The sequence below is a fragment of the Streptomyces sp. NPDC046870 genome (genome assembly GCF_040704595.1).
In the GTDB taxonomy this organism is placed as follows: Bacteria; Actinomycetota; Actinomycetes; order Streptomycetales; family Streptomycetaceae; genus Streptomyces; species Streptomyces argyrophylli.
In genome coordinates this window covers 1-21414 of sequence record NZ_JBEYXM010000011.1, presented here as the reverse complement: position 1 = coordinate 21414, position 21414 = coordinate 1, and the positions used below count along the sequence as shown (strand labels likewise).

At 73.2% G+C, this 21414-nt stretch carries 21 protein-coding genes and 3 pseudogenes; 10 read left to right on the top strand and 14 right to left on the bottom strand.

All coding sequences use genetic code 11. The features are described 5' to 3' along the window. Window positions 1-22: 22 nt before the first annotated feature. Both AB0946_RS23415 and AB0946_RS23410 read right to left on the bottom strand, forming a co-directional pair. Window positions 23-277 (bottom strand): DUF397 domain-containing protein, encoded by a 255-nt coding sequence (locus AB0946_RS23415; protein WP_171157330.1) that lies wholly within the window; start codon window positions 275-277, stop codon window positions 23-25. Continuing rightward, window positions 278-1138 (bottom strand): helix-turn-helix transcriptional regulator, encoded by an 861-nt coding sequence (locus tag AB0946_RS23410; RefSeq protein ID WP_366762583.1) that lies wholly within the window; start codon window positions 1136-1138, stop codon window positions 278-280. 204 nt (window positions 1139-1342) lie between these two features. Between AB0946_RS23410 and AB0946_RS23405 the strand changes: the two are divergent. From AB0946_RS23405 to AB0946_RS23395, 3 genes and pseudogenes are all read left to right on the top strand, one after another. Beyond that, window positions 1343-1945: pseudogene (locus tag AB0946_RS23405) on the top strand (ATP-binding protein); the annotation flags it as partial. Between the two features lie 509 nt (window positions 1946-2454). Continuing rightward, window positions 2455-2901, top strand: a complete 447-nt coding sequence (locus AB0946_RS23400) for a hypothetical protein (protein WP_366762582.1) — start codon at window positions 2455-2457, stop codon at window positions 2899-2901. 274 nt (window positions 2902-3175) lie between these two features. Next, window positions 3176-5362, top strand: a complete 2187-nt coding sequence (locus AB0946_RS23395) for an ABC transporter ATP-binding protein (RefSeq protein ID WP_366762581.1) — start codon at window positions 3176-3178, stop codon at window positions 5360-5362. Between the two features lie 19 nt (window positions 5363-5381). On the opposite strand, the gene AB0946_RS23390 is transcribed toward AB0946_RS23395, so the two are convergent. From AB0946_RS23390 to AB0946_RS23375, 4 genes and pseudogenes are all read right to left on the bottom strand, one after another. Beyond that, window positions 5382-5558 (bottom strand): hypothetical protein, encoded by a 177-nt coding sequence (locus tag AB0946_RS23390; RefSeq protein WP_366762580.1) that lies wholly within the window; start codon window positions 5556-5558, stop codon window positions 5382-5384. A 206-nt stretch (window positions 5559-5764) separates the two neighbouring features. Further along, window positions 5765-6451, bottom strand: coding sequence for a DUF899 domain-containing protein (locus AB0946_RS23385; RefSeq protein WP_366762579.1), 687 nt, complete (start codon window positions 6449-6451; stop codon window positions 5765-5767). A gap of 276 nt (window positions 6452-6727) precedes the next feature. Continuing rightward, a complete protein-coding gene (locus AB0946_RS23380; RefSeq protein ID WP_366762578.1) occupies window positions 6728-8497 on the bottom strand; it encodes an FUSC family protein in 1770 nt (589 codons plus the stop codon). A gap of 217 nt (window positions 8498-8714) precedes the next feature. Next, window positions 8715-9483, bottom strand: a pseudogene (locus AB0946_RS23375) (nucleotidyltransferase domain-containing protein). Window positions 9484-9661: 178 nt separating this feature from the next. On the opposite strand from AB0946_RS23375, the gene AB0946_RS23370 reads away from it, so the two are divergent. The 3 genes and pseudogenes from AB0946_RS23370 to AB0946_RS23360 form a co-directional block, all read left to right on the top strand. After that, window positions 9662-10081, top strand: a complete 420-nt coding sequence (locus tag AB0946_RS23370; protein WP_366762577.1) for a RidA family protein — start codon at window positions 9662-9664, stop codon at window positions 10079-10081. Continuing rightward, window positions 10078-10533, top strand: coding sequence for a GNAT family N-acetyltransferase (locus AB0946_RS23365; RefSeq protein WP_366762576.1), 456 nt, complete (start codon window positions 10078-10080; stop codon window positions 10531-10533). Before AB0946_RS23370 ends, AB0946_RS23365 begins: the two co-directional genes overlap by 4 nt. A gap of 80 nt (window positions 10534-10613) precedes the next feature. Next, a pseudogene (locus AB0946_RS23360) lies at window positions 10614-10808 on the top strand (GntR family transcriptional regulator); the annotation flags it as partial. Between the two features lie 72 nt (window positions 10809-10880). On the opposite strand, the gene AB0946_RS23355 reads toward AB0946_RS23360, so the two are convergent. Further along, entirely contained in the window at window positions 10881-11576 is a 696-nt protein-coding gene (locus AB0946_RS23355) for a uracil-DNA glycosylase (RefSeq protein ID WP_366762575.1), read from the bottom strand. A gap of 221 nt (window positions 11577-11797) precedes the next feature. Between AB0946_RS23355 and AB0946_RS23350 the strand changes: the two genes are divergently transcribed. After that, complete coding sequence (locus AB0946_RS23350; RefSeq protein ID WP_366762574.1) at window positions 11798-12469, top strand: RNA-binding S4 domain-containing protein; 672 nt, start codon at window positions 11798-11800, stop codon at window positions 12467-12469. Window positions 12470-12548: 79 nt separating this feature from the next. Here AB0946_RS23350 and AB0946_RS23345 read toward each other — a convergent pair whose 3' ends face one another. The 3 genes from AB0946_RS23345 to AB0946_RS23335 all read right to left on the bottom strand — a co-directional run bounded on the left by AB0946_RS23345 (window position 12549) and on the right by AB0946_RS23335 (window position 14815). Beyond that, on the bottom strand, window positions 12549-13007 hold the full coding sequence (locus AB0946_RS23345; protein WP_366762573.1) for a DoxX family protein: 459 nt from the start codon (window positions 13005-13007) through the stop codon (window positions 12549-12551). A 141-nt stretch (window positions 13008-13148) separates the two neighbouring features. Further along, window positions 13149-13841: a class I SAM-dependent methyltransferase gene (locus AB0946_RS23340; protein WP_366762572.1), complete on the bottom strand. Its 693-nt coding sequence runs from the start codon at window positions 13839-13841 to the stop codon at window positions 13149-13151. A 62-nt stretch (window positions 13842-13903) separates the two neighbouring features. Then, entirely contained in the window at window positions 13904-14815 is a 912-nt protein-coding gene (locus AB0946_RS23335) for an acyltransferase domain-containing protein (RefSeq protein WP_366762769.1), read from the bottom strand. Window positions 14816-14943: 128 nt separating this feature from the next. On the opposite strand from AB0946_RS23335, the gene AB0946_RS23330 reads away from it, so the two are divergent. Then, on the top strand, window positions 14944-15267 hold the full coding sequence (locus AB0946_RS23330; protein WP_366762571.1) for a DUF6343 family protein: 324 nt from the start codon (window positions 14944-14946) through the stop codon (window positions 15265-15267). A gap of 48 nt (window positions 15268-15315) precedes the next feature. Here the strand turns inward: AB0946_RS23330 and AB0946_RS23325 are convergent, their stop codons facing one another. The 3 genes from AB0946_RS23325 to AB0946_RS23315 all read right to left on the bottom strand — a co-directional run bounded on the left by AB0946_RS23325 (window position 15316) and on the right by AB0946_RS23315 (window position 17424). Further along, the gene (locus AB0946_RS23325) at window positions 15316-15696 is read right to left on the bottom strand and encodes a tetratricopeptide repeat protein (protein WP_014672069.1); all 381 of its coding nucleotides are present in this window, start codon (window positions 15694-15696) and stop codon (window positions 15316-15318) included. A 90-nt stretch (window positions 15697-15786) separates the two neighbouring features. Next, window positions 15787-16440: a dephospho-CoA kinase gene (coaE, locus tag AB0946_RS23320; protein WP_366762570.1), complete on the bottom strand. Its 654-nt coding sequence runs from the start codon at window positions 16438-16440 to the stop codon at window positions 15787-15789. A 45-nt stretch (window positions 16441-16485) separates the two neighbouring features. Next, on the bottom strand, window positions 16486-17424 hold the full coding sequence (locus tag AB0946_RS23315) for a PAC2 family protein (RefSeq protein WP_132783950.1): 939 nt from the start codon (window positions 17422-17424) through the stop codon (window positions 16486-16488). Between the two features lie 197 nt (window positions 17425-17621). On the opposite strand from AB0946_RS23315, the gene AB0946_RS23310 reads away from it, so the two are divergent. Then, window positions 17622-18584: a right-handed parallel beta-helix repeat-containing protein gene (locus AB0946_RS23310; protein ID WP_366762569.1), complete on the top strand. Its 963-nt coding sequence runs from the start codon at window positions 17622-17624 to the stop codon at window positions 18582-18584. Window positions 18585-18654: 70 nt separating this feature from the next. Here the strand turns inward: AB0946_RS23310 and rpsA are convergent, their stop codons facing one another. Continuing rightward, complete coding sequence (gene rpsA, locus AB0946_RS23305; protein WP_046426488.1) at window positions 18655-20145, bottom strand: 30S ribosomal protein S1; 1491 nt, start codon at window positions 20143-20145, stop codon at window positions 18655-18657. Between the two features lie 370 nt (window positions 20146-20515). Between rpsA and AB0946_RS23300 the strand changes: the two genes are divergently transcribed. Beyond that, the gene (locus tag AB0946_RS23300; RefSeq protein WP_366762768.1) at window positions 20516-21352 is read left to right on the top strand and encodes a class I SAM-dependent methyltransferase; all 837 of its coding nucleotides are present in this window, start codon (window positions 20516-20518) and stop codon (window positions 21350-21352) included. Window positions 21353-21414: the final 62 nt, after the last annotated feature.

Sequence of the window (21414 nt, the reverse complement as noted above, 5' to 3'; positions counted from 1 at the left end):
ACAGGAACAACACACGTCGACGTCAGGACAGGAGGAAATCGGCCTCCCCTGCCTTGGCGCCCTCTATGAACGCGGTCATCTCAGCCGTGGTGTAGATCAGGGCCGGCCCGTCCGGGTCGGTCGACTGGCGTACGGCGATCCGCCCGTCGGCCAGCTTCATCGCCTCCAGGCAGTTTCCGCCGTTGCCGCCGCTCCAGGGCTTGTGCCACCCCTCGCTTCCCAGCTCCCGCGCGGGCATGCCGTTGTAGACGTGTCCGCGCGGCTTGATGCGATCCATTCACAGCTCCTTGCGGAGATCCCGGAGGATCTCCTTCGTGCGTTGTGCAGTAGCGGCCTGCGCCGCCATGCGGTCCATGACCTCCAGGTGGGTCGCCACCTCGGTGCGCGCGTCGAGGTAGACGGCGCCGGTCAGGTACTCGCTGTAGACCATGTCGGGCAGTTCCGGCATGGCGAATCGGAACAGCACGAAGGGCCCGTACGTGCCCGGGTGCGGCCCGTTGGCGAACGGGGCGACCTGGAGCGTCACATGGGGCAGCTCCGTGGCCTGGAGCAACTTGTCGATCTGCGCGCGCATCACCTCCGGGCCGCCGACCGGGCGGCGCAGGGCGGTCTCGTCCATCACCACCCAGAAGCGGGGGGCGTCGGGACGGGTGAGCAGTTGCTGGCGTTGCATGCGCAGCGCGACGTGCCGCTCGATGTCCTCCGGGCTCGTCTGGCCGACGGCACCGGACTTGAGCACCCCGCGCGCGTAGTCCTCGGTCTGCAGCAGGCCGGGGACGAAGTGCGGTTCGTAGGAGCGGATGAGGCCGGCCGCGCCCTCCAGGCTGACGTACATCGAGAACCAGCCCGGCAGGATGTCGTGGAACCGCTGCCACCAGCCGGGCTTGTTCGCCTCCTCGGCCAGCTGGACGAAGACCTCGGCCTCGTCGTCCGGAACGCCGTAGGCCCTCAGCAGCAGTTGGAGGTACGGGATCTTGAGGGAGACCTCGGCCATCTCCATGCGGCGGACGGTGGCGGGGGCGACACGGAGGACGCGGGCGGCCTCCTCGCGCTTCAGTCCGGCGCGTTCCCGCAGGTCCAGCAGGCGCCGGCCGAGGACCACCTGGCCCACCGTCGGCGCGGACCGCGGTTCGCTCACGCTCCCACCTCCACCGAAAAGTTCGCTGACAGCCCTGCGGCGCCGCTCGAAGGTTCATTCGAAGACCGGGCCGGACCTCCGACGACTCCAATTGGCGCCGCGCGACGTGCTGTTGCCAGCAGTCTGCCACGAGCCCTGACCGAGTCACACAGCACTCTGCAATTTTCAGAGTGACTCTTGCCAAGTGTCCATGGCAGGGCGATAGTGGCAGGCGTGATTCCGTCCGCGCCTTTAGGAACAGACGCCGCCGCAGACCGTTCCGGTCTCGGCGCCGCTGCGGGTTCCCCCGCGCGAGCCGGTTCGAACGCGGGGGAGGCGGCGACCTCCCCGGGGGGCACTGCCGAACGCAGGTTCCGCTTCGAGCTGGCCGCACACCCGGGCTCCGTCGCCCAGGCCAGACGCCTGACGCGGGCCCGGCTGTCCGGCTGGGCGGTGTGCGCGGACACCTGTGACAGCGCTGCCCTGGTCATATCCGAGCTGGTCACCAACGCGATCGTGCACACCGCGAGCGGCCGGGTCGTGTGCGAGCTGCACGACCACGACGACATGGTGCGCATAGCCGTACGTGACGAGGGCTGTGCTCCTGGCGAACCCCACCCTTCTCCGCAGCGACCTGACGAGGAGCACGGGAGGGGGTTGCTCCTCGTCGACGCGCTGTGCCGGGCCTGGGGTGCCCAGGAGCACGGCCCCGGCCTGCTGGTCTGGGCAGAGCTGCCCCGGCAGGACGACACCGCCCGGGACACCGCCGAGCCGCGCGACGACCTGGGCTGGGGGGCCCGCCCCAAGCCGGGCCGCCCGGACGACTCCGACAACGACCGGCCGGCCGAGGCGAGTGGGCGGGTGGCGCAGGACGAGCGGCGGGGTACGGCACCGGGGCGGCACGGGGACGCCGTACGGGAGGGACGCCGGGGCGCGGCCCCCGGGCAGCAGGGGGACGTGGCCTTCGGGCAGCACGGGCACGCGGCCGGGGAGCGCCGCCGGGACGCCGTACCGGAGCAGCAACGGCGGACTCCCCGGCTGAACGGGCCGGGCACGGCGGGACAGCCAGGGCCCGGGGGGACTGGGCAGCTCGGCTCCGGTGCGTTCGGTCCCGGGGCGCTTGGGCAGCTCGGGTCGGGTACTCCCGGACCGCACGGGCGGGGGGAGCCGGAGCACCATCAGCACCTCCCCGCCGGGCCACCGGCACACCGGCTGCCCGAGCAGCACGGCTACGGGGAGGCGGAACAGCACCCGCACGCCGCGCACCCGGAGCAGCACCCGACACCAAGCCAGGCCCCGCACCACGCACCGGCGTTCCCTCTTCGCGGGGAGCGGCCGTGACCGGCGGGCGGCCCGCCGGCGGCGGTGCCGGCCAGGAACACGCCCTCGGCCTGGACACGCTGGTACGGCTGCAGCGCCGACGCCCGGCCCCTGATCCGGCCCACCGCCTGTCCCTGCCGGACGGCATGACGGCCCCGCTCGGCTGCGACGCCGTCGCCGTGCCCGACCGCCTCGGTCCGCTCGTCGTACCCCGGCTGCCACGGCTGGGATGCGTGTACGCCGACGGCTCCCACTGGTGGTGGATCGTCCCGTCGGACTCCGACTACGCCCTGCCCTGGCCGTCCCCGGCCCACTACGCCGTCGGCGCCCTGGTCACCGGCACCGCGCGGCTCATCCATCGCCCGGAGGGCACGGTCCCGTACACCCCGCCGATCCCGCTGTATCTGGCCCTGTGCCGGGTGACGGGAACGGCGCCGGACTGGTCGCGGGCCGTCTCGGCGTAGCCGTCGCCGCCCGGGCACGGCCGTTTCCGCCGTCCCTGCGCGCTGTCCGGCGCCACCGGCGCCGCCCCGGTCCGGCCGTCACTCCCACCGCCCGGCCCGCAGGTCCGCCAGCACCGGGCCGGGGCCAGGTCCTCCACGCCACCCAGCGCCCGCCCGCCGCGCCGCTCACGCGGATCGTGCTCCCTCCGCGCCCCTCGTGCGTCCGCTCGCGCCCTGCCGAGCCGGGGTCCACGGCCGGAATAGTGGCCGTTCCGTCGGGGTGCGGGAGGTCACGGTGAGGAAGAGGCGGGAAGCGTCCGAGCCGGTGGTGTCGGCGTCGGAACGACTGCTGTTCGGCGGACCGCTGCGGTACGACATGGGCTGGAACCAGCATGCGGACGCCTTCCTCACGCTGTCCTTCCGGGCGATGCTGACCCGGCTGCCCGGCATGCTGTCGTCCAGTCTCCGGCTGGCCCGGCAGGCGGACGCGCGCGCCGCGCGGGTGGTACTGGCCGCCGAGGCGGGCCGGGGCGTGGCCCAGGCGGTGAGCCTGCTGGCCGTGAACGACGCGCTCGGCAGGCTGCTCACCGGCCCCGGCATCGAGCAGCGGCTGCGCGCGGCCGCCCCCGCCCTCGTCGTGATGGCCGCCGTGACCCTGGTCGCCGCGCTGCTGCGGGCCGCCTCCGTCTACGCCACCGGACGGCTGGAACCCAAGGTGGAGCGGGTGGCGACCGAGCTGTACCTGGAGCGGGCGGCGAACGTCGAGCTGGCCGCGATCGAGGACCACGCCTTCCACAAACTGCTGGACACGGCCCAGTACGGCGCCCGGTCCGCCCGGCACATGATCGGCTACAGCACCCGGGTGATCAACGCGATGATCTCGCTGGTCGCCGCGGCGGGCGTGCTCGCCGTGCTGCACCCGGCGCTGCTGCCCCTGCTGGTCACCATGACCCTGCCCAGCGCCTGGAGCGCGCTGACCAACGCCCGGCGCCGCTACGAGTCCTTCCACACCTGGGTCCAGCACGCGCGGGCGGGTCAGCTGATCAGCGGCCTGCTCACCGAGCCGGCCGCCGCGCCCGAGATCCGGGTGCACGGTGTGGGTCCGTTCCTGCTGCGCCACTTCCGGTCCATGTCGGAGACCGCGGAGGCGGAGCAGGCCCGGCTGTCCCGGCTGGCCGCGCGGACCGGTCTGATCGCCGCGGCCTGGACGGGCCTGGCGACCCTCGCCACGTACGCGACGCTGGGCGCACTGCTGCTGGCCGGCACGATGGCCCTGGCGGTGGCCGGTACGGCGGTGATCGCGATCCGCACGGGTGCGGCGAGCCTGGACACGCTGGTGCTGGAGATCAACCAGCTGCACGAGGAGGCCCTCTTCGTCGGCGATCTCGAGCGGCTGTACGCCGCGGCGGCCGAGCGGGCCATCCCGGCGGGCGGCGAGCCGCTGCCGGAGGACCCCAAGGAGATCCGCTTCGAGAACGTGACCTTCAGTTACCCGCACGACGAGCCCCCGGCCGAGCGGCACCCCGCCGAGCAGCACCCGGCCGGCGACCACGCGACCGCCCCGCCTGCGACCGTCCCCCACCCGGCCGCAGAACGCACGCCCGCGGAGCGCACGACCGGTGAACACCCGGCCAGGGACCACCAGCCGGCCGGGGGACGCCGGACCGGCGAGGAACCGGCCGGCGTGGATGCGACCGGCAAGGACCCGTCCGGCCGGCGTGCGGCCGGCGGGCGCCCGGCCGTTACCCCCCGCCCCGCCCTCGACAACGTCACCCTCACCCTCCCCCTCGGCCGGATCATCGCCCTCGTGGGTGAGAACGGCTCGGGCAAGACGACGCTGGTCAAGCTGCTGGCGGGGCTCTACACACCGGACCGGGGCCGGATCCTGTGGGACGGTGTCGACGCGGCCCGTGCCGACCGGCGGCTGCTCGCCGAGCGTATCGCGATGGTGGCCCAGGACTTCAAGCGGTGGCCGTTCACCGCCCGGGTGAACGTGGCCGTCGGCCGCTCCACCGCGCCGATGACCGAGGAACGGCTGGCCACGTCGATCGCCGAGGCGGGCGCCGAGGACGTGGTCGCGGACCTGCCGCGCGGCCTGGACACCCTGCTGGCCCGGAACTTCAGCGGCGGACACGAGCTGTCCGGCGGCCAGTGGCAGCGGCTCGGCATCGCCCGGGCCGCCTACCGGCGCGGGAGCATCCTGATCGTGGACGAGCCGACGGCGGCGCTGGACGCGCGGGCCGAACTGGAGGTGTTCGAGAAGATCCGGGCGCTGGCGGGCGGCGGGCAGACGGTCGTCCTGATCACCCACCGGCTGGCCTCGGTCCGGCATGCCGACCTGGTGCACGTGCTGGAGCACGGGCGGCTGGTGGAGTCGGGCACCCCGGAGGAGCTGCTGTCCAGGGGCGGTGTCTACGCGGAGCTGTACGCCCTCCAGGCGCAGCAGTTCACGGTGCGGGTGCCGGCCCCGGAGCCGGGCTGAACCGCCGCCCCGGCACCACTCATTCGACCGCCTCGCCGCCGCGGACGATCACGAGGAAGGTGTCCGTCGCGAGGTCCATGACGACCTCGGCGGGCAACCCTTCGAGTCGCCGGGCGTGCGCGAACTCCTCCGCGGGCCAGGAGCCCCGGGGACCACCGGCGGGAAAGCGTTCGAGCACCGTTCGCCCGTTCACCATCTCGCACCTCCAGAAAGCGTCGTACGTGTAGGGAGTTAACGCCCTGGAGAGGGGAAACGGCTCGGTCAGTGACGGGACTGAGACATTGTCGGAACGGGGCCGGCGCGGAGGGTGAGGGTCCGCTCACCTTGTGACACGAACCGCACGCTCCGTATCAGGGACCGCACTACGCGTGTCGGCGTTCGCACCTGGGGTATCACTGCGCATCAGTAGTCGTATTCGTCATGCAGCCGGAGCCGCTCCGTTCCGTCCGGGCTGCGGCCGAGGGCGGTCAGGTCGAGCAGTGCCGAGGTGGTGCCCAGTCCGTCCAGCCCGTCGTCGTACACCGAGTAGGTGTGGAAGACCCGGTCGTGGTCGCGCAGGAAGCAGCTGAGCCCCGGGCGCTCGACCAGCCCGCCGTCCGCCTCGACGGTGGCCTCGAAGTCACGGTTGAAGTCACGGTCTCGGCCGGAGCCGCGGTCACGGTCGCCGTCGTCGGCGCTGTGCGCCGAGGAGTACCAGGGCACCGCCCAGCCCATCCGTGCCTTGAAGGGCAGGATCCGGGTGAACGGTGCCCGGGAGACGGCCGCGAAGGAGGTGTTCCGGGCGCGGAGGTGGGCGAGGTGGCCGACCTGGTCCAGGAAGGCCGCGCAGCACGGACAGCCGGTCTCCCACTCCGGGGCGAACATGAAGTGGTGGACGACGAGCTGGGCGCGTCCCTCGAAGAGGTCGAGCAGGGTGGCCTTGCCGTCGCCGCCCTCGAAGACGTACTCCGGGTCGACCTCGACCATGGGCAGCCGCCGCCGCTCGGCGCCGAGTGCCTCGCGCGCCCGTCTGACCGCCTCCTCCTTGCGCAGCAACTCCTCGCGCGCCGCGCGCCACTGCTCGCGCGAGACGATCTCCGGGTACGACATGGGTCCTCCTGTCCGACGGTCGGTTCAGGGTGGTGACCGCCGGCGGCAGTGGAACTCATCGCGCGGGAGGGTGGATTTTCCGGCCAACTCCTGCCTGGTTTCCGGCCAGGAGCGGACTCCGGTGCCGTAACTCCCGGGGCGCCGCCCGTGGCCGCGCGCGGCCGGCGCGGGCAGCCGGGTCCTCAGCTCCCTCAGGGCCGCGGGTACTTCGAGCGGGATGGCGGCGCCGAGGGCGAGGAGGAGGTCGGGGCCGAGGAGTCCGGCGCGGTAAAGGAGCTAAGCGGCAGCCGCCGTGCCCACCGGCACCCGCATGCCCCGCCGCTCCAGCTCACCCAGCGCATCCCGGAGGCGGCGGAGGTGGCGGGGGGTGAGCCGGCCGGTCTCGTCGAGGTGCACCGCGCAGGCCGTGGTCGTGTCCACGAGCCGTTCCAGCACCTCGACGACGGCGTCCGTGCCCTCGGTGTGGCGGGCGAGGGCGGGCAGTTCCGCGGCGGCGACGGCGATGGCGGTCCGGGCCTCGGCGAGGGTCCGGTAGGCCTCCCGGCGCAGCGCCCATCGCTCGGCCCGGTCGCCGGACTCGCCGAGGACGTGCACGAGATAGGCGTCGGCGGCGCTGCCTGCCGCGGCGAGCCGGGCCCGTACGCCGCCACCCCGCTCCCCCGGCATCGGCAGATGCCCCACGACCAGCACGAGCGCGCAGGCCAGCAGGGTCTCGCCGATCCGGCTGACCGAGGCCTGCGGCTCCCCGCCGACCATGACCAGGGCGAGGACGAGGACGGTGACGGCGGCGGTGAGCGCCGCGAAGTGCCGGGTGGCGACCGGTATGACCGCGCCGCAGACCGCCACCAGCGCGACCAGCCCGGCGGGGCGGGGCAGCAGCGCGGCGAGAGCGGCGAACACCAGGGCGCCGAGCACGGTCCCGGCGGCCCGGCACAGCACCCGTGAGGCGAGCGGGCCGAGGTCGGGCTTGACGAGGAAGACGGCGGTGGCGGGCAGCCAGTACCAGTGCTCGTGCTGTCCGTACCAGCGGGCGTGATGCAGGGCTTGGGCGATGGCGGCGCTGGCGCCGAAGCAGAGGGCCACGCGCAGCCCGTACTCGCGCCCGCCGGTGCCCAGCGCGGCCCGCACGGCGTGCCGGAAACCGCGGCGGCGGCCCAGCAGGCCGCGGTGGGCGCCGTCGCCCCGGTCGAAGGCGTCGGCGGCGTGCAGCAGGGCGTCGTCCAGGGCGCGCAGGGCGGGCGCCGACCGGTGCGGTGCGGGCAACGGGCCGGTGCCCCTGTCACCGCGGACGGCGGCGGCGAGCCGCCGGGGGCCCTGCGCCGCCCGCGCGGGTACGGCCTCTCCCGCCCAGTACAGGGCGGTGGCGGCCTCGGCCAGAGGCAGGGCCGCCGCGAACCGGGCGTGCAGCCGGCGTTCGGCGGCGGAACCGGTGTACCGGCGCAGCCGGGGCCCGGCGAGGGCGTCCTGGGCGTGGTCGAGCGCGGCGGTCAGCGCGGCCCGCCGGGCGGTGGCGTCCTCCCCGCCCACGGCGTCGAGGAGCGCGGCGATGGCGTCGTACACCGCGGCGACGGCGTCTCGCTCGCCGTCGAACCGGAAGTCACCGGCGATCGAGCCGGGGGTGGGCAGGGCCAGGCGCAGCGCCAGCAGCCAGCCGGCGCCGGCCAGGAAGGCCAGGGCCCGCTGCCAGCCGCTCTCGGCCGCGGGCATCCCGGCGCCGATGGCCGCGGCGACGAGCAGCTGCGTGCCGGCGGCGGAGGCGACGGGCCCGACCGCGCTGACGGCGCCGGCGAACAGCCCCAGCGCGGTGAGGGCGAGGGTCAGCGGTACGGCGGCGAGCCCCTGCCCTGCGTACGTGCCGAGGAACAGTCCCAGTGCCCCGGCCAGCGCGGGCACCCCGAGCCGCTTCACGGACGCGCGCCGGCTGCCGGGCCGGTCGTTGATGCCGGCGAGCATCGCACCGATCGCGGCGAGCACCCCGGAGGCCGTCTGCCCGCCGAGCATCCCGGCCAGCAGCAGCGGCCCGGCGGCGAGCGCTCCCCGGCACACGGCACTCCAGGGAACGGGACCGCGCTGGGCACGGAAGGCATGAGCGAGCCAGAGGGGTACAGCACGCCGCGACACGGGGCTCCTGTTCACACGAGGGCGGGGGTGGGCCTTCGGACGACGGTGGCCGGTGGAGGTGTCTCCACGGTAGATCGCGTTCCCCTCGCGAACGGCACGCTCACGTTTCGGGCGGGTGAAAGGTGCCGGGTGCGGGGTTTCTTTATGAACGCAACGCCCTGGCGACGATGGCCTCGGCCGCCGTCACCGCATCCACCAGGGCGCCGGGCTCGGCCCGCAGCGCAGCCACGACCGCGTCGACCTCCCGCAGCCCCGCCCGCTCCAGGAGGCGTTTGTCGTTGGTCACCCATGCGCCGCGGGCCGCGAGGACGGCGTGGGCGGACTGGACGGCGGCTGTGGCCAGGGCGCCGACGGTTTCGGTGAGGCGGGCGTGGGGGGCGTGGTGGTTCCTTGCGTAGGAGAGGGTGGCGCGGGCGGTGCCGGACCAGCGGTCGAAGGCGGTGCGGCGGAGTGCGGGTGGGTAGGCGGAGGGGCGCGGGAGGTCGCCGCGCAGGACCTGGTTGAGCGCCAGTTCCGCGACGACCAGGTAGGTGGGGATGCCGGCCAGGTGGAACAGCAACGGCTCGACCCGGAAGCGGCCTTCCTCCGCCTCGGCCAGCTCGTGTGCGACGACGTCCAGGTCACGGTAGTGCACGTCGACCCGGCGTCCGTCGATGGTCAGCCAGGCCCCAGCCGTTGAAGACACCGCCGCCCCAGCCGCCGATTTCGGAGACCTCGCCCGGCCAGCCGAGGGCACGGAGGTCGTCGGGGTCGAAGGGGCCCTGGTAGTAGACGGCCAGGTCCCAGTCGCTGTCCGGGCGGTGGGTGCCCTGGGCGCGGGAACCGCCGAGGGCCACGGCCCGTACGGTGGGCAGCGCGGCCAGGCGGTCGGCGGTGCCGGCGAGGAAGTCGGCGTCGGAGGACTGCGGCATGCACCCAGCCTGGCGCAGCCGCGCCCCGGGCCGCTGCCGGAATCCGGGCGGGCGTTCGTGGGGGCGCCCGTGTGGTTCCGGGTGACGGTGTCCGTGTAATTCGGGTGCGCGCGGACCCGCCGAGGTCCGATCATCGGGAGTCGCCCGCCGCCCGTTGCCGTTCGAGGAGCCGCTCACCGTGATCCGGCGCGTCACCGCCCCCGCCCTCTTCCCGCCGCCCACCTACTCCCACGCCTCCGTCGTCGAGGCCGGCACGAAGCTCGCGTTCCTCGCCGGGGCCGTGCCGCTCGACGAGCGGGGAGAGATCGTCGGCCCCGGCGACCCCGTACGGCAGGCCGAGCAGGTGATTGCCAATCTCCGGGAGCAACTCCGTGCCGTCGGCAGCGACCTGGAGCACGTGCTGTCGACGGACGTGTACGTCGTGAGCGGCGAGCCCTCGGTGCTGTCCGCCGTGTGGGAGGTGGTGGAGGCCTCGGGGCTGGGCACGGGACCGCACTCCTCCACCCTGCTCGGCGTCGCCTGTCTCGGCTACACCGGTCAGCTGGTGGAGATCACGGCCACCGCCGTGGTGCCGGAGCGGGCGGGAGACGGCCGATGACGGAAGCGGTCGTCCTGCGCCGTGCCGTCGCGGCGGACGCCCGCGCCGCCGCCGACGTCTATCTGCGCTCCTTCGACGCCGCCCTGCCGACGGTCGTCCGGCCGCACACCGACGACGAGGTCCGGGGCCACATCCGGGACGTCGTGGTGCCGCTCCGGGAGACCTGGGTGGCCGAGGCGGCCGGGGCCGGGGTGGTCGGCCTGATGGTCCTGGACGGGGAGTCGCTGTCCCAGCTGTACCTGGACCCCGAGTGGCGGGGGCGGGGCATCGGCGACCGGTTCGTGGCGCTCGCCAAGCAACGCCGTCCCCAGGGCCTCAGCCTGTGGACCTTCCAGGTCAACGAACCCGCCCACCGCTTCTACGAGCGGCACGGATTCCTCGCCGCCGAGTACACGGACGGCAGCGGCAACGAGGAGCGGGAGCCGGACGTCCGGTACGTCTGGCGCCCGTGACGGTCTTCTACGGTGCCGGGCGCCCACCCCACCCGCGAATGCCCGAGGCGGCTCATCCCGCCGGCCGCCCCCCTTAGGCAGCGGCCGCGTCCCGCGCGGCGAAGGAGGACGACGCCGAGGCCATCACGGACGTCAGCACGCGGTTCCGCGACCGCGCCCTCACCATGGCCGGCAACAGCCTGCTGATCTGCGTCACGGAACCGTTCGACGGCCGCCTGCGCCGGCTCACCCGACGCACCGGGGAGCGGCTCCGACTCCTCACCGAACACCGCGAGTCCGGCTCGGTCCCGGCGGACGTCACCGCTACCGACGCCGGCTGAGGTAGCCCGGGCCCGTCTCCGCGAGCTCTACGGCAGCCCGGCCGCCTGCGCCGCCGTGCGCAGTACCTCGCGGAGCATGCCGCCGGTGAGCCGGCCGGTGAAGGTGTTGCGCTGGCTGACATGGAAGCAGCCGAAGAGGTCCAGGCCGTCCAGTGCGACCCTGGTGCCGTGGGCGAAGGCCGGGCGGGGGCGGGGCACGGTCCAGCCCGCCGCCGCGAACGCGGGCAGCGCGGCCTGCCAGCCGAAGGCACCGAGCACGACCACGGCCCGCAGGGTCGGCCGGAGCAGCGTCAGCTCCTGGACCAGCCAGGGACGGCAGGTGTCGCGCTCCCCCGGGGTCGGTTTGTTGGCCGGCGGAGCGCAGTGCACGGGCGCCGTGACCCGCACGCCGTACAGCTGAAGCCCGTCGTCGGCACTGACCGAGGTGGGCTGCGAGGCCAGCCCCACGTCGTACAGCGCCTCGTACAGCACGTCTCCCGAACGGTCCCCGGTGAACATGCGGCCGGTGCGGTTGCCGCCGTGCGCGGCGGGGGCCAGCCCGATGATCGCCAGCCGCGCGTCGGCCGGCCCGAAGCCGGGAACCGGCCGTCCCCAGTACGTCCAGTCGGCGAACGCGGCCCGCTTCGTACGGGCCACCTCCTCGCGCCATTCGACCAGCCGGGGGCACGCCCGGCAGTCCGCGACCCGCCGGTCGAGCCGGGCCAGGGCACTGCTGTCGTCCATACGGCCACGGTATGCCCCGGGGGCGGGCGGTCCGCCGCAGGGAGGCCGGGGCGGCGGGACCCGCTGCACGGCCGGCGCCCGGTGCGCCCGCTCTCGGCGCCGGGGCACCCTCGGTGGGGTTCCGGCTCCGCCGGTGCTCCGGGTGCGGTGGCTCCAGGGCCCGCCGCGGCCACCGCGAAAACGCTTCCGGGTCCGCGGGTCCGGGGCGTTAAGGTCGGTGCATGGCTACCGATGACGCGGACGAGAACGTGGACCGTGGGACCGTCGAGGAAACCGGCGAGCCGGGCGCGACCGGTCCCGCCCCCGACGGCCGGCCGCTCGATCCCGGGATCGCCGCCGCGGTGGCCGCCGCCGAGGCCGCCGGGCCCGCCGGCGGCGAAACCGTCCGCATCGACAGCTGGATCTGGGCCGTCCGCCTGATCAAGACCCGTTCCCTCGGCGCCACCGCCTGCCGGGGCGGGCATGTGCACGTGAACGGTGAGCGGGTGAAGCCCGCCCACTCCGTGCGCATCGGCGACGAGGTGCGGCTGCGGCACGAGGGCCGGGAACGGATCGTGATCGTCAAGCGCCTGATCCGCAAGCGGGTGGGCGCACCCGTGGCCGCCCAGTGCTACGTCGACAACTCCCCTCCGCCTCCGCCCCGCGAGGCCACCGCCCCCGCCGGCCTCCGCGACCGCGGCGCCGGCCGCCCCACCAAACGGGACCGCCGTGAACTGGAACGCCTCCGCGGCGTCACCGGCCCGGGCATCCCGGCGGGCTTCCCCGGTCTGACCGATCCGGGCGGCCCCGGCGCGTCCGGCGGACCTGGCGGGACCGGTGGCCGTGGCGGACGCGGTGGCTCCGGTGGACGCGGTACCTCCGGCGGCTCGGGAGGACGGCCGCGCGGACGCTGAGCCGACGAGGCCGCGCTCGCGCCGGCCCGTCGGCTGCCGAGCCACCCGAAGCGCCCTCACCCGGCCCACGGCTCCGGCGTCACCGTCGGCCCAGCAGCCGCAGCAGTTCCCTGTTGTGCGCCCGGCGGGTCCAGGCGATCAGGGCGAGGGGGACGATCAGGATCAGCGGGGTCGCCGCGTTCTGGCCGTCGAACGCGGTGACCTGGACGGTGAACGCCCCCACCATGAGCGCACTGAGGGCGATCGCCGCCACGGACTGCAGCACCGGGACCAACAGGGCGAGCGCTCCCGCGAGTTCGAGCGCGCCGATGGTGTACATGGCCCCGCTGCCCCAGCCGATCCTGTCGAAGGACTCGACGGCCGTGGGGTGCGCCATGAGTTTGGGCAGGGCGCTCGCGATGCCGTAGAACAGCGCGAGCAGCACCTGCACCACGCGCAGGGCGACCCGGGCCCCACGCGCCCGGCCGGTGAGCGCGCCGGCGCGGACCCCGGCGGGCGTCGTCATCGTGGAACTGGCGGGCACGGTGGTCTTGGACATGACGGCTCTCCTGGTGAAGCGGTCCCGATTGCTGTCACCGAGGTAGACCGGCCGGCGCTGTGGAACTCATCGGCCGACGCATCACCGGTCGAGGACGCTCGCCGTCCGGTTCTGGACGCAGGAACCCGTGTGCCGAGGTGACTACGCCGAGGGCACCGCCCGGACCCACATCCCGTCCGGTGTCAGATACCTGTCCACCTCCAGTCCCGCTTCCGCCAGCGCCGACTCGAACTGCTCTTTCGTCAGGGGTCTGGAGAGGAACGTCTGCGTCCAGACCGCGTCCGGGAACACGTACTCCGCGTGGACCGAGTTCACCCCCTCCCCCACCGGCCGCACCGAGGCGATCCGCACGGTGAAGCCGCTCGGGTCGACACGCTCCCTGGGCACGTCGGTGTGATGGTCCGCGCCCTCGCGCTGGATCAGCACACATCCGCCGTCCGCCACATGCCGGGCGCAGGTCCTCAGGATGCCCCTGCGCACCTCCTCGTCGCCGGCGTGCACCAGGAACGACGCGAGCATCACCACGTCGAACCTCTCGCCCAGGTCGAGGTCCTCGATGGAGCTGTGTACCGTGCGCGCTCCGCGGATCCGGGCCAGCATGTCGGCCGACTCGTCCACCGCCGTCACCGTGAAGCCGCGCTCCAGCAGCGCATGGGTCACCCGGCCCACCCCGCTGCCGAGTTCCAGGATGTGCGCCCCGGCCGGTACCGCCGCGGCGATGATGTCCGGCTCCTCGCCCACCGGCAGACGCGCGTACAACTCGACCGCGCAGCCGTCCGGGGTGATCGCGCCCGGTCCCGTGCCCTCGTAGCCCTCACGCATCTCGATCCTCATGCCCGGACAACGGCCCGCGCCCGCACGCCCGTTCCCACCCTCCCCCGGTTCACTCGTTCGAGCTATTCAGTCCGGAACGGGAACCATCCGTGCCCGATGTACCAGTGGCCGCCCGCCCGCAGATGGTCCCCGACCGCCCGCTCCACGGATGTCCGGCGGGGCAGCGTGGCAACCGGCAGGTCCGGGTCCCCGAAGACGAACTGGACGGGCTCGGTGTCGGCCGGCTCGCTCTCCTCACGGGCGATGCGGAACCGCTCCTGGAAGCGCGCGATGTTGGAGTCGGCGGGCAGATAGCGCCGCAACTGCGGGTCCAGCAGCCAGGAGTGGCACAGCACCGCCACCGGCCGCTCCTCGGGGAAGTGCCGGGCGAAGAACGCACGGGCCAGCACCAGGGAGCGGTCGCAGGCGGACGGGGTCAGCGGGCCGTGGAAGTCGGGGATGTGCAGGTTCAGGCAGGGCGTTCCGGGCGCCGCGTCCAGTCCGGCCGGCGCCGTCACCCGCGCGTCGCGGTCCCCGAGCCTCGCCCGCTCGAACTGCAGCCGCCCCAGCTGGTACAGCTCGCCGCGGAAGTGCCGGACCAGCCAGCGCAGGGACCGCGTCCCGGTCCTGCCGTGACGTCTGCGGTGAAGGGCGAGGTGACGGCCGAGGTCGGCCAGGGTGCGCCGGGAGATCTCGGCCGGGATGCCGCGCGCCCGGTGGTACGCCCGGGTGCGGGGCAGCGCGGCGAGGAGGACGTGCACGGCGAAGGTGTCCGTCGAGCCGGCCGGGGCCGAGGCGAGCAGGCCGGGCAGGTCGGGTGTGCGGCCGGTGTCCTCCGGCTCCCGGAAGAGCTCCTCGACGCATTCCGCCAGGAGCCGGAGCGTGCCGGGATCACCGGTCAGCCCGCGCCACTGGGCGACCAGTTCGTTGACGTCCTCGTGCGGCACGGCCAGGTCGAGGAGCAGTGCGGGCAGGTCGTCGGCGTCCGGCAGCACGGGCGGTCCCCCTTCGGCCTCGACGGACGGCCCCGGCACGCCCTCTCATCGAGGGTTCCCGTCGCCTCGTCGAGTGTTGATGCACGTCGTCGTCGAAGAGTACGTTGCAGGGGAGGAGTGGTGGTCCGATGCGTACGGGCAGTGAACCGGCGACCGCGCGCAGTGCACTGCGGGCGCGGTTCTGGCTGAGCCTGTGGGGGCTGGGCTGGGCGGTCTTCGGCACGGCGGCGTTCGCGCTGGCCGGGCGTCCGGGCTGGGCGGCGGCCTGCGGGGTGCTGTGGCTGCTGGTCACCGTGGACATGACCGTGATCCTCCGGCACATCCGGCAGGGCCCGCACTACCAGCCGGGCCGGGACGTACCCCCGTACCGGCCGCCGGACGGCCCGCCGTGTCCGGGGCGGCCGGAACACCGCCACCTGTACCGGGGGATGTCGCGACACCGCCATCCGTGACCGGCCGACGCCGTCGGTGACCGCCGGCCGCGTCACGCCGCCCCTTCGTCACTCCTCGAAGCGTGCCGCCTTCAGGTACTGCGGGTTGGGGTCCAGCGCCGCCGCCAGCCGGAAGTGGCGCTTGGCCTGGTCGGGGCGGCCCTGACGCTCATAGGTGCGGGCCAGCGCGAAGTGCGCGTACGCATTGTCCGGCTCGCGCTCCAGCACGATGGTGAACTCGAGCTCGGCGGGACGCAGTTGCGCCGCGGCGAAGAAGGCGCGGGCGCGCAGCAGCCGGGCGGCGGTGTTCTCGGGGTGCGCGGCGATGACGCCGTCGAGCAGCTTCACCGCGCCCCGCGGGTCCCGCGCGTTGAGCAGTTGCTCGGCGGCACGGAAATCGATGACGTGCGTTTCCGGAGTACGTCCGGTGGAACCGCTGGTCTCGGGCACGGCAGAGTCCTTCCCTCACTCCCGGGCTTCAACGCCCCGAGCCGGGCCGCTATTCCGTACCGGCACGTCCTACCGGACGTTTCGCACCTTCTATCCCGTACTGTCCGCGCCGTCGTCGCCCTCCGTGTCCTTCGGGGCGCCGCGGGTCTGTCGTGCCCGGCGCGCGAGGTCGTCCCAGACCTCGGCGACGCGCCTCTTCAGCGCGTCCAGGGGTACGTCGTTGTCGATCACGATGTCCGCGATCTCCCGGCGCTGCTCACGGGTCGCCTGGGCGGCCATCCGCGCGCGTGCGTCCTCCTCGGTCATCCCGCGCAGCCGTACCAGCCGGTCGAGCTGGGTCGTGGGGCTCGCGTCCACGACGATCACGACGTCGTAGAGCGGGGCGAGGCCGTTCTCGGTGAGCAGGGGCACGTCGTGGACCACCACGGCGTCCTCGGCCGCGGCTCTCTCCAGCTCGCGGGAACGGGCGCCCACCAGGGGGTGCACGATCGAGTTGAGGAGGGCGAGCTTGTCGGGGTCGGCGAAGACGACGGAACCGAGCCGGGGCCGGTCGAGGCTGCCGTCGGCGGCGAGGACGTCCGTTCCGAAGGCGTCGACCACCGCCGCGAGACCGGGCGTGCCGGGCTCGACGACCTCGCGCGCGATACGGTCCGCGTCGATCAGTACGGCCCCGTGCCGCACGAGCAGCCGCGACACCTCGCTCTTGCCGGCGCCGATCCCGCCGGTCAGGCCCACTGTCAGCATGAGCGGAAGCTTAGGCCCTGGCCCCGCCGGCGGGACCGGCGGAGGTCAGTTGTCGCCCTCGCGCTCCGCCAGGAACCGCTCGAACTCACGCCCGATCTCGTCGGCCGACGGGATCTCCACGGGCTCGGCGAGCATGTTGCCCCTGGTCTCGGCGCCCGCCGCGGCGTCGTACTGGTGCTCAAGGCCCTGGACGAGTGCGGTCAGCTCCTCGTCGCCCTCCTGGATCTGCCGGTCGATCTCGGTCTGCGTGCGGTGCGCGTCGGTGCGCAGCGCGTGGGCGACGCCGGGCAGGACCAGGCCGGTGGCCGCCGTGATGGCCTCCAGGACGGTCAGCGCGGCGTCCGGGTACGGCGAACGGGCGATGTAGTGCGGGACGTGCGCGGCGACGCCCAGGACGTCGTGCCCGGCCTCCATGAGGCGGTATTCGAGCAGCGCCTCGGCACTGCCGGGCACCTGCGCCTCCTCGAAGGGGCTGCGGTGGCCGGGGACCAGGTCGGTGCGGTTGCCGTGCGGGGTCAGGCCCACGGGGCGGGTGTGCGGGACGCCCATGGGGATGCCGTGGAAGTTGACGGACAGGCGGACGCCGAGCCGTTCCACTATCTGCCGCACGGCCGCCGCGAACCGCTCCCACTCCACGTCGGGCTCGGGGCCGGACAGCAGCAGGAACGGGGCGCCGGTGGTGTCCTGGACGAGGCGGACCTCGATGGCCGGGGTCTCGTAGCCGGTCCAGCGGTCCCGCTTGAAGGTCAGCAGGGGCCGGCGGGCCCGGTAGTCCACGAGCCGGTCGTGGTCGAACCGGGCCACGACCTGGTGGGGCAGTGAGTCGAGCAACCGGTCGACGATCTGGTCGCCGGTCTCGCCCGCGTCGATGTATCCGTCGAAGTGGTAGAGCATGACAAGGCCGGCCGACTCCTGGGCGAGCGCCATGTCCACCACGGCGAGGCCCTTCGGCTCCCATGCGTACAAACCCTGCGGATCAAGCACTGTGACCGCTCCTCCTCGTGTTCCCCATGGACAACGTGCCCCGGAACAGGGGAATTCCCGCGACACGCCGCTGATCAGCGATCTCCCACGCGGGACACCTTGACGGTCCGTCACCTGGTCCGTACCTTCACGACAGCCGAGTTCAGCAGGCCGGTCGTCGTTCACGTATGAGGAACGGCTCGACAGGAAGGCACTCCATGCGCCTCCGCACGCCTCTCACTTCCCTGTTCGCCGCCGCGCTCGCCGCCGGCGGACTGCTCGTGACCGCCGCCGGCCCGGTCTCCGCCGCCCCCACGACCGAGGTGACGACCGCCGCCCAGCTGAAGGCCGCGCTCGGCGCCGCCGGACCCGGCGACACGATCCACCTGGCGGACGGCACCTACTCCGGGAACTTCAAGGCGACGACGCCGGGCACGGCGTCCGCCCGCATCACCCTCACCGGCTCCCCCAGGGCCGTGCTCACCGCCGGCGGTGGCTACGGCCTCCATCTGAACGGCGCCTCCTACTGGACGGTCCAGGGCGTGACCGTGACCGGCGGCCAGAAGGGCATCGTGATCGACACGGCCCGGGGGGTCGTGGTCGACGGCGTCACGGTGCACGGCCTGGACATGGAGGGCGTGCACTTCCGCACGTCCAGCACGGACGGCGTGATCAGGAACTCCAGGATCTACGACACGGGCAACGACGGACGCGGCATGGGCGAGGGCGTCTACGTCGGGACCGCGAACACGCTGTCCGACAGGAGCGACCGCATCCAGATCCTGGACAACACGATCGGCCCCGGCGTGGGCGGCGAGAACGTCGACATCAAGGAGGGCACGACCGGCGCCCGGATCATCGGCAACACCTTCGACGGCTCCGGTCTGACCGGTGCCAACTACGACGACTCCTGGGTCGACGTGAAGGGCAACGACGTCCTCGTCCAGGACAACACCGGCACCGGGACCGGCAACGACGGCTACCAGACCCACACCCAGCAGCCCGGCTGGGGCTGCGGCACGGTCTTCAGGGGCAACCGGTCGGACCTGACGGCCGCCACCGGGACGACCCGCCTGGCGATCAACGTCACCAACCTCGGAGCCGGCTGCACGACGACGGTCCACAGCAGCAACACGGTGACGGGCGGCAAGGGCCTGACCAACATCGCGGTGACCCCGTAGAACACCGAGGGGCCGCACCTCGAAAGGTACGGCCCCTCAGCCGGCTATCGGCTAAGCCCAGCGGCTAGCTTCAGCTCTGTCCACCGGCCAGCTTCTCGCGCAGCGCGGCCAGCGCCTCGTCCGAGGCCAGCGCACCGGAGGTGTCCGCGCCCTCGGAGGAGTACGAACCGCCGGTCGCGGCCGGAGCCGCAGCCTCGCCACCCTCGGCCGCGGCAGCGGCGTCGGCCTCGCGGGACTTGATGACCTGCTGCTGGTGCTGCTCGAAGCGGGACTGCGCCTCGGCGTACTGGCGCTCCCACTCCTCGCGCTGCTTCTCGTAGCCCTCGAGCCAGTCGTTGGTCTCGGGGTCGAAGCCCTCGGGGTAGATGTAGTTGCCCTGGTCGTCGTAGGACGCGGCCATGCCGTACAGGGTCGGGTCGAACTCGACCGCCGACGGGTCGGCACCGAAGGACTCGTTGGCCTGCTTCAGCGAGAGGCTGATGCGACGGCGCTCGAGGTCGATGTCGATGACCTTGACGAAGATCTCGTCGTTGACCTGGACGACCTGCTCCGGGATCTCCACGTGGCGCTCGGCCAGCTCGGAGATGTGGACCAGACCCTCGATGCCCTCGTCCACGCGGACGAACGCACCGAACGGAACCAGCTTCGTGACCTTGCCGGGCACGACCTGGCCGATCTGGTGGGTGCGGGCGAACTGCTGCCACGGGTCTTCCTGGGTCGCCTTCAGCGACAGGGAGACGCGCTCGCGGTCCATGTCGACGTCCAGGACCTCGACGGTGACCTCCTGGCCGACCTCGACGACCTCGGACGGGTGGTCGATGTGCTTCCAGGACAGCTCGGAGACGTGGACCAGACCGTCGACGCCACCCAGGTCCACAAAGGCACCGAAGTTGACGATCGAGGAGACCACACCGGAGCGGACCTGACCCTTCTGGAGGGTCGTGAGGAACGTCTGGCGGACCTCGGACTGGGTCTGCTCCAGCCAGGCACGGCGGGACAGGACCACGTTGTTGCGGTTCTTGTCCAGCTCGATGATCTTGGCCTCGAGCTCCTTGCCGACGTACGGCTGGAGGTCGCGGACGCGGCGCATCTCGACCAGGGAGGCCGGGAGGAAGCCACGGAGGCCGATGTCGAGGATGAGACCACCCTTGACGACCTCGATGACGGTACCGGTGACGATGCCGTCCTCTTCCTTGATCTTCTCGATGGTGCCCCAGGCACGCTCGTACTGGGCGCGCTTCTTCGAGAGGATCAGGCGGCCTTCCTTGTCCTCCTTCTGGAGGACCAGGGCCTCGATCTCGTCGCCGACGGCGACGACCTCGTTCGGGTCGACGTCGTGCTTGATCGAGAGCTCGCGGCTCGGGATGACACCTTCGGTCTTGTAACCGATGTCGAGCAGGACCTCGTCCCGGTCGACCTTCACGATGACGCCGTCGACGATGTCGCCGTCGTTGAAGTACTTGATCGTCTCGTCGATCGCTGCGAGGAAGGCTTCCTCGTTACCGATGTCGTTGACCGCTACCTGCGGGGTGGTGGCGGTGGTCTCGGTGCTGCTCGTCATGTGGGAAAGGGCTCCGGTACGGACATTGAAGTCGTAGGTACTGCTTACGCCGGGAGCCCGTTTCGCTCTGCAGAAGCCGGACAGCCAAGGAAGCGCCACTTTGAGCACCGGGTGCCCGGTGGCGCCTCGACAACCGAGGGGACATACAACAGATGCGAGCGCAGCCTGCTACGTCTGAGGTGCGCAGGCCCGCAGCGCAACTTGTAGCATACGGGGGCAGCCGGACATGGTCAATGCGCGAAGGCGCACACCGGGGGCAGATCGCCGCATTTCCGGCAGAAGAAACGTCCCGACAGGCCACGCGGGCCGGGGGGACCGCTTCCGCACGGACCCCCGGCGGGCTGGACGGAAGAGTACGACGAGGGAGCCGATCATCCAAGAGCCGGAAGCGCACGGACCGGAGGGGGCGGACGGGTTCGAGCCCGAGGCCACGCGGCGTGCAGCGGACGTCACGGAGAGCGCGCGGGCCAACCGGGGCTGGTGGGACCGCAACGCCGACGAGTACCAGACCGAGCACGGCACGTTCCTCGGCGACGACCGCTTCGTGTGGGGCCCGGAGGGCCTGGACGAGGTGGAGGCCGAGCTGCTCGGCCCGCCGGAGGAGCTGAAGGGCAGGGCGGTCCTGGAGATCGGCGCGGGCGCGGCGCAGTGCGCGCGCTGGCTTGCCGCCCAGGGCGCGCGTCCGGTGGCCCTCGACCTGTCGCACCGCCAGTTGCAGCACGCGCTGCGGATCGGCGGGGCGTTCCCGCTGGTCTGCGCCGACGCCGGCGCGCTGCCCTTCGCGGACGGCTCCTTCGACCTGGCGTGCTCCGCGTACGGGGCGCTGCCGTTCGTGGCCGACCCCCGGCTGGTGCTGCGCGAGGTCCGCCGGGTGCTGCGGCCGGGCGGGCGGTTCGTGTTCTCGGTGACGCACCCGATCCGCTGGGCGTTCCCGGACGAGCCGGGCCCGGAGGGCCTGTCGGTGTCCTCCTCCTATTTCGACCGCACGCCCTACGTCGAGCAGGACGAGCAGGGCCGCGCGGTCTACGTGGAGCACCACCGCACGCTCGGCGACCGGGTACGGGACATCGTGGCCTCCGGTTTCCGGCTGGTGGACCTGGTGGAGCCGGAGTGGCCGGCCTGGAACACCTCGGAGTGGGGTGGCTGGTCACCGCTGCGCGGGAACCTGATCCCGGGCACGGCGATCTTCGTGTGCGAGCGGGAGTGATCACCCCGGGTGGCGCGGGCGCCGCCCGGCCCCGAACGGCCGGCACACGCGCGTGTGCCGGC

Excerpts from the sequence above, each read along its gene's own strand:
- AB0946_RS23350 (WP_366762574.1), top strand. The coding sequence starts at position 11,798 with ATGGCTACCGATGACGCGGACGAGAACGTGGACCGTGGGACCGTCGAG.
- coaE (WP_366762570.1), bottom strand. The coding sequence starts at position 16,440 with ATGCTGACAGTGGGCCTGACCGGCGGGATCGGCGCCGGCAAGAGCGAG.
- AB0946_RS23340 (WP_366762572.1), bottom strand. The coding sequence starts at position 13,841 with ATGAGGATCGAGATGCGTGAGGGCTACGAGGGCACGGGACCGGGCGCG.
- AB0946_RS23310 (WP_366762569.1), top strand. The coding sequence starts at position 17,622 with ATGCGCCTCCGCACGCCTCTCACTTCCCTGTTCGCCGCCGCGCTCGCC.
- AB0946_RS23345 (WP_366762573.1), bottom strand. The coding sequence starts at position 13,007 with ATGTCCAAGACCACCGTGCCCGCCAGTTCCACGATGACGACGCCCGCC.
- AB0946_RS23330 (WP_366762571.1), top strand. The coding sequence starts at position 14,944 with ATGCGTACGGGCAGTGAACCGGCGACCGCGCGCAGTGCACTGCGGGCG.
- AB0946_RS23415 (WP_171157330.1), bottom strand. The coding sequence starts at position 277 with ATGGATCGCATCAAGCCGCGCGGACACGTCTACAACGGCATGCCCGCG.
- AB0946_RS23390 (WP_366762580.1), bottom strand. The coding sequence starts at position 5,558 with ATGGTGAACGGGCGAACGGTGCTCGAACGCTTTCCCGCCGGTGGTCCC.
- AB0946_RS23385 (WP_366762579.1), bottom strand. The coding sequence starts at position 6,451 with ATGTCGTACCCGGAGATCGTCTCGCGCGAGCAGTGGCGCGCGGCGCGC.
- AB0946_RS23365 (WP_366762576.1), top strand. The coding sequence starts at position 10,078 with ATGACGGAAGCGGTCGTCCTGCGCCGTGCCGTCGCGGCGGACGCCCGC.
- rpsA (WP_046426488.1), bottom strand. The coding sequence starts at position 20,145 with ATGACGAGCAGCACCGAGACCACCGCCACCACCCCGCAGGTAGCGGTC.
- AB0946_RS23355 (WP_366762575.1), bottom strand. The coding sequence starts at position 11,576 with ATGGACGACAGCAGTGCCCTGGCCCGGCTCGACCGGCGGGTCGCGGAC.